This window comes from Mesorhizobium sp. M8A.F.Ca.ET.021.01.1.1 (genome assembly GCF_003998025.1).
GTDB lineage: Bacteria > Pseudomonadota > Alphaproteobacteria > Rhizobiales > Rhizobiaceae > Mesorhizobium.
Genome location: NZ_RZSJ01000340.1, coordinates 1 through 6,518, shown reverse-complemented (window position 1 = coordinate 6,518; position 6,518 = coordinate 1). Strand labels below are relative to the sequence as shown.

General features: G+C 61.8%; 5 protein-coding genes. 3 read left to right on the top strand and 2 right to left on the bottom strand.

Annotation, left to right across the window (positions count from 1 at the left end; genetic code table 11):
- Positions 1-193 precede the first annotated feature (193 nt).
- Positions 194-1,963: a TadG family pilus assembly protein gene (locus EOA36_RS23045; protein ID WP_127279559.1), complete on the bottom strand. Its 1,770-nt coding sequence runs from the start codon at positions 1,961-1,963 to the stop codon at positions 194-196.
- A complete protein-coding gene (locus EOA36_RS23040) occupies positions 1,964-2,410 on the bottom strand; it encodes a TadE/TadG family type IV pilus assembly protein (protein ID WP_189343786.1) in 447 nt (148 codons plus the stop codon).
- A 283-nt stretch (positions 2,411-2,693) separates the two neighbouring features.
- On the opposite strand from EOA36_RS23040, the gene EOA36_RS23035 reads away from it, so the two are divergent.
- The 3 genes from EOA36_RS23035 to EOA36_RS23025 all read left to right on the top strand — a co-directional run bounded on the left by EOA36_RS23035 (position 2,694) and on the right by EOA36_RS23025 (position 6,488).
- Positions 2,694-4,286, top strand: a complete 1,593-nt coding sequence (locus EOA36_RS23035; protein ID WP_127279558.1) for a peptide ABC transporter substrate-binding protein — start codon at positions 2,694-2,696, stop codon at positions 4,284-4,286.
- 164 nt (positions 4,287-4,450) lie between these two features.
- Positions 4,451-5,374: an ABC transporter permease subunit gene (locus EOA36_RS23030; RefSeq protein ID WP_127279557.1), complete on the top strand. Its 924-nt coding sequence runs from the start codon at positions 4,451-4,453 to the stop codon at positions 5,372-5,374.
- Entirely contained in the window at positions 5,367-6,488 is a 1,122-nt protein-coding gene (locus EOA36_RS23025) for an ABC transporter permease subunit (RefSeq protein WP_127279556.1), read from the top strand. Before EOA36_RS23030 ends, EOA36_RS23025 begins: the two co-directional genes overlap by 8 nt.
- The last annotated feature ends 30 nt before the right edge of the window (positions 6,489-6,518 follow it).

Genomic DNA, 6,518 nt, shown 5'->3' with positions numbered 1-6,518 from the left:
GGGGAGAGGCTGCTCTGTGTCTTCAATTTCGCCGGGGAGCCGGCGACGTGGCCCTTGCTGCCTGATATCGGAACCGTCGCGGCTGTCCTGGGCGGTACCGCGGCTGTCGAGGAAAACGCGCTCTCGCTGCCGGCTCTCGGTTGCTTCCTCGGTCGGCTCGGCTGATCGGCGCTTCGGTTGCGGCCAAGCGGTCCTACTGAACGAGCACTGCCCGTCCGCAGGTCGCACCGGTGACGCGCACGTCGGCCTGGCCGACACCGACGCCCAGGGCTGAAAGCACATTGTAGAGCAAGTCGTCGACGGGCGCCGTTACGGTGTTGAGCAGGGCCACCACTGCCGGTTTGACCGTTCCAAGCAGGGCGGTCAGATCGATGCCCAAACCAAGCGCATTGACCGAAAGCGACAGGTTGTTGACCAGAGACGTGGTGAGCGACTGCGAGATGTTTCGCGTCGAAACGGTCTTGATCGTCTTGTTGGCGATGTCGGTTGCGTTGAAGGTCAAGGTCTGCGGGCTGTTGTTGGTGATCGCGGTCGCGGCCGAACCCATCACCTGAATCAGCGGGATGTTGATCAGCAGGAGCTTCAGACTCACATCGGCGATCTCGGCGTCGGTGAAGGTCTGCGGCTGGCTGAAATCGGCGAAGCCGGACGGGTTGTTGCTGTTGGCCAGGTTCAAACGCGCAATGCCGGGGTGCGCGGCGATGGAGACATTGATGCTGGACGGCCCTGTCGGACAGCTTATGTCGGTCAGCTTGGCCTCGGCATAGGCGACTTCCACATTGAGCGGCAGATTGACGGCAAGCAGGCTGATGCCGCCGGCCAGGCTCGGCGTGCCGACACCGACGGAGGCCGTCAGCTTGATGCGCGTCTGGGCGGTCCGCACGACGGTGCCGATGCCATCGATGGCCAGCCAGGGCGAGGATTGCATCGGCTCCCCAATGGCGATGCTGAGCTTGGTGGAGAGCAGCCCCGGGATGGTCGCGCCGAGATCGACCGCGGCCTGGTTGGTGCCGTTGGCGAGTACGGCCGCCGCCGTCAGCATCCCCATTGCGCTTGCGTCTACGCCAAGGCCGGACGGCTGTTGCCCGAGGCCCAGGCTGCCGATGGAACCAAGGTTGACAAGACTGCTGAGTGGGATCTTGACGGTGCTGGTCGACTTGGAGGCGATGGTCTGCAAGGCGACCTTGGCGGTATTGCCGAGACCGGGAACATTGGCCATGGCAGTAGCGATCTGGCCGACGGTCGCCTTCGAGGCCAAAACGTTGGAATAGGTGCCGGCCGTGATGTTCAGTTGTGTGCCGAGCGCACTGACGAAGGAAAGCACGCTTACATCGGCCGAGATCAGTCCGTTGTAATCCATGACGCTGAGCGAGATGTTGCCGCCGAGAAGTCCGCTCAAAAGTGCGTTGAGGATGCCGCCATTGACGCTGAGCAATCTCGACCCGACCGAGAATGTCGCCTGCGGCGTCATGCTGGCGGTGGCTTGGGTGCCGATGACGGGAGTGGGGATCAGCGAGCTTGCGAAGTAGCGCTTGGGGATCTTCGCCAAAGTCACCCGGACGGCATTGTAAGGCGTCACGCCCGCCTGGAAGCGCTGGCTGACATTAGCGGTCGATGAGGCATATCGGCCTTGCGTAACCGTCACCACCGTCTTCCCGGCGGCCGCCGGGATGGTCTGGCCCGAAGCTTGAACAACGACACCCGGCATGCCGTTGTCGGTGAGCGTGGTGACGACGGCTGTGTTGACGTTGTTGATGTTCGAGGCAGCGGTGATCGCTGCCAGGTCGACCATCGCCTGGGCTTCCCGGCGCTCGGTGTAGATGGAGGCCTCGTCTATCGCCACCGCGGCCAGGGCCAGCGCGACCGGCGCGCTCAATGCGGTCATGACGGCGAAGTTCGCCTTCCTGTCCCCCATCATCGACCGTGCAAGCCGGCCGATGCCCTTGCCCGCCCGCTGCAGCATTCAGATACCCCCGACCCTGATCGTTGACTGACGCCTGATGGTCGTCCCTGGCATGGCTATGCCCGGGAACAGATTCCAGATCGGCAGGTTGCGGGCATCGTACGAGATGGACACCACGAACTGGCTTCCGTCGGCAACGCTGTCATTGGCCTGGTAGGTCAGTTTGCTGGCGTCCACGAAGGGGTAACCGCCGGCGTTGTTGGCGAGGTAGCTGGCCACGAGCGTCTGGCGCTCGGTCTGGTTCACCCCGGCGATAGCCGTCCGGGCGGCGTCGGCTGCAATTTGCTGTATCGAATTGGCGGCGCCAAAATAGATGCCGTACCCAACCATCCCGAGCAAGAGAAGCATGAAGAGCGGCGACAGCAGGGCGAACTCGACCGCTGAAGTGCCCGAATTGTCTGTTCGGAACTGGCGCCTTCGGACCTTGCAAATGAGGTTGTCAACCATGGCTGCAGCATGCCCAAGTTCGCATGCAGAAAGCGAAAACTCTGGACGCAACCAAAGGATGTGCTCGATTGAAAAAGACTCTCTAATTTAGTCATTGCTTCTGCAATCATGAGGCTTGACTTAAGGTCAATCAGTACTCGGTTGAAAAGAGCTGACCTCCTGTCTAGTCTCCTGCCACCAGCCGCCGGAGGGAACCGGCGGCGCGCTCAAAGGAATCAGACATCGGTTCCGGGGCGTCAACACGTTAAGGCGCGCCCATGGCAGCGCCGACAGGGAGAACTTCATGCTGAAAAACATGCTGAAGGCGACGGTGTTCGCCACGACCATGACCTTGGCTGCCGGCACTTTCTTGACGCCAGCCTTCGCCGAGACCGTCTATAACAGGGGCACCGCCGCTGAATCGGAGTCGGTCGACCCACACAAGACCTCGACGGTCTATGAAGCCAACGTGCTGCGTGACCTGTTCCAGGGACTGGTCATGCAGGATGAGAAGGCCAACCTCATTCCGGGCGCCGCCGAAAGCTGGACGGTATCGGATGACGGCACGGTCTATACCTTCAAGCTGCGCAAGGACGGCATGTGGTCGGATGGCAGCCCGGTGACGGCGGACGACTTCGTCTATGCCTTCCACCGGCTGGAGGATCCGGCGACCGGCGCGGAATACGCCTCGATGCTGTATCCGGTGAAGGGCGCGGAGGACGTCAACACCAAGAAGGGCAAGCCGGAAGACATGGGCGTCAAGGCGATCGACGCCAACACCCTGGAAGTGTCCTTGAAGGCGCCGACGCCGTACTTCCTGGAGATGCTGACCCATCAGGCGACCTATCCGGTCAGCAAGGCCTCGATTGAAAAGCTCGGCGCCGACTGGATCAAGCCCGGCAAACTGGTTTCGAACGGCGCCTATACGCTCGCCGAATGGGTTCCCAACGACCACATGAAACTGGTCAAGAATCCGAAATTCTGGGACGCCGCGACCGTCAAGTTCGACGTCGTCAACTACATCCCGACCGAAGATCGTTCGTCGGCGATGAAGCGCTTCGAGGCCGGCGAACTCGACAGCTATGACGATCTGCCGACCGAACAGCTGGCCGACCTCAAGACCAAGTTCGGCGACCAGATCCATGTCGGACCGTATCTCGGCACCTACTACTATGCGATCAAGACCGACAAGGCGCCGTGGAACAATCCGGAGCTGCGCAACGCCATCTCGATGGCGATCGACCGTGACTTCATCGCTGAAAAGGTCTGGCAGAACTCGATGCTGCCCGGCTATTCGATGGTGCCTCCCGGCATCGAGGGTTATGCGCCCGCAATGGCCAAATACGCCGACATGCCGCAGATCGACCGCGAGGACGCCGCCAAGAAGATCCTCGAGAAGCTTGGCTACACGCCCGAGCATCCGCTGAAGATGGAAATCCGCTACAACACCTCGGAAAACCACAAGAACACCGCTGTGGCGATCCAGGAACAGTTGAAGCCGCTTGGCGTCGACGTCGCGCTGCTCAACACCGACACCAAGACCCACTACTCCTTCCTCGAGCAGAAGGGCGACTATGACGTGGCGCGCGCCGCCTGGATCGCCGACTACAAGGATCCGGAAACCTTCCTCGGCATCACGCGCAAGGCCAGCGGCAACAACTATTCGAACTACAACAGCCCGCAATACGAAGCGGCAATGGACAAGGCCGCGGCCGCCGGCGGCAAGCCCGAAGAGCGCATGAAGGATCTCTCCGCGGCCGAGCGCATCCTCATCGACGATGTCGGCCAGATCCCGCTTCTGTACTACAGCTACCACGATATCGTTTCCTCGAAGCTGCATGGCTTCGTCGACAATGTGATGGACGTGCATCCGTCGCGCTTCGTCAGCAAGGACTGATCCCTGGCCAAGCCGCCGCGCAACCGAATGCGCGGCGGCGCTGGTTTGCCATCGCATCGGCTCGGGAAGCGGAATCGATTTTCGGAAAGTTCGGTGCGAAGATTTGAAGGCTGGAGCGCAATCGTCCGAGTGGACGGGCCTGCTCTGGATCAAGCGGGGCACCGATGCTGCGATACGTATTCCGGCGGCTTTTGACCGCCATCCCGACGCTGTTCGTCATCGTGACGATGGCGTTCTTCCTGATGCGCGTCGCGCCAGGCGGTCCATTCAACCAGGAGCGGGGTCTGAGCCCCGAGATCAAGGCCAATCTTGAAGCCCAGTTCGGCCTCAACGATCCGCTCTGGCTGCAATATGTCCATTATCTCGGCAATCTGCTGCGCGGCAATTTCGGCCCGAGCTACAACATGCCGGATTTCACCGTCACCGAACTGTTTGCCAAGGGCCTGCCCATTTCCGTCCAGCTCGGTGCCTCGGCGCTGATCCTGGCGCTGTTGCTCGGCAGCGTGCTCGGCACCATTGCCGCGCTCAACCAGAACAAGCTTGGCGACTATACGGTGATCGCCCTGGCGACCGCCGGCAGCACCATCCCCACCTTCGTCATCGCGCCGGTGATCCAGCTCCTTTTCGGGCTGACCTGGAGGCTGTTGCCGATCGGTGGCTGGGGCGACGGCGCCTTCATCAACAAGGTCGGCCCGGTGCTGACACTTGCCTTGCCGCAGATCGCCATCGTTGCACGCCTGATGCGCGGCTCGATGATCGAATCGCTGCGATCCCATCATATCCGAACGGCGCGCGCGCTCGGCCTCTCCGACTGGTCGGTGGTGGTCAAGCACGCGCTGCGCGGCGCCATCCTGCCGATCGTCTCCTTCACCGGCCCGGCTGCGGCGGCACTGCTGACCGGCTCGGTCATCGTCGAGACGATCTTCTCCATTCCCGGAGTCGGCCGCTATTTCGTCGATGCCGCGCTCAACCGCGATTACACACTGGTGATGGGAACGGTGGTGGTGATCGCCATTTTCACCATCGTCTTCAACCTGATCGTCGACGTCATGTACGCGGTCGTCGACCCGAGGGTGCGCTATGACTGACATCACGGCCACGGCTCCCGCCATCGTTGGTCGCTCGCTTTGGGGCGATGCCTGGGCGCGCCTCAAGGCCAATCGCGCCGCCATGTTCAGCCTCTACTACCTCATTCTGATCGGTGTCGTCAGCGTCTTTGGCCCCTGGTTCGTGCCGCATCAATACACGACCATCTACGCCGACTATGTGCGCATGCCGCCAAGCCTGTCGGCCTACCCGAAACCCGATATGATCGAGACGGCGCTTGCCGAAGCGATCAAACGCATGCGGGTCGACATCAAGGAGTGGCACCAGGAGGGGAGCCAGGTCTTCGTCACGGTCAAGTCGACCAAGCCGATCGACGACCGTAACATCCGCTACCTCGACCGTTCCGATGCCTTCGACGACACCAAGATAGAGAGCAAGTCCCCCGACGGCCTCGAAGTGACGATGAGCGCATCGGTCAAGCAGCAGTATTTCCTGTTCGGAACCGACAACACTGGCCGTGATCTGTTGTCGCGCACGCTGATGGCCGGGCGCATCTCGCTTGCCATCGGCCTGCTCGCCGGCATCGTTGCCGTGGTGATCGGTGTGATCTATGGCGCCGCCGCCGGCTTTTCCGGCGGCAAGGTCGACGAGGTGATGATGCGCATCGTCGACGTGCTCTATTCCTTGCCGTTCATCTTCTTCGTCATCATGCTGGTGGTGTTCTTCGGCCGCAACTTCGTGCTGATGTTCCTGGCGGTCGGTGCCGTGCTGTGGCTCGACATGGCGCGCATCGTGCGCGGGCAGGCGCTGTCGATCCGCCGGCAGGAATATGTCCAGGCGGCGGAAGCCATGGGCATCGGCCAGCGCGGCATCCTGGTGCGCCATGTCATCCCCAACCTGCTTGGCCCCGTGGTGATCTACATGACCCTGCTGGTGCCGCAGGTCATCATCCTGGAGAGCTTCCTGTCGTTCCTCGGCCTCGGCATCCAGGAGCCGATGACCAGCTGGGGCGTGCTGATCTCCGTCGGCGCCAAGAACATCGGCACCGCCAACTGGCTGCTCCTGTTTCCCGCCTTCTTCCTCGTCTCGACGCTGTTCGCCCTGAACTTCGTCGGCGACGGCCTGCGCGACGCGCTCGACCCAAGAGATCGATAAAGATTGGGATCGGTAAAAATGGGGTTAGAT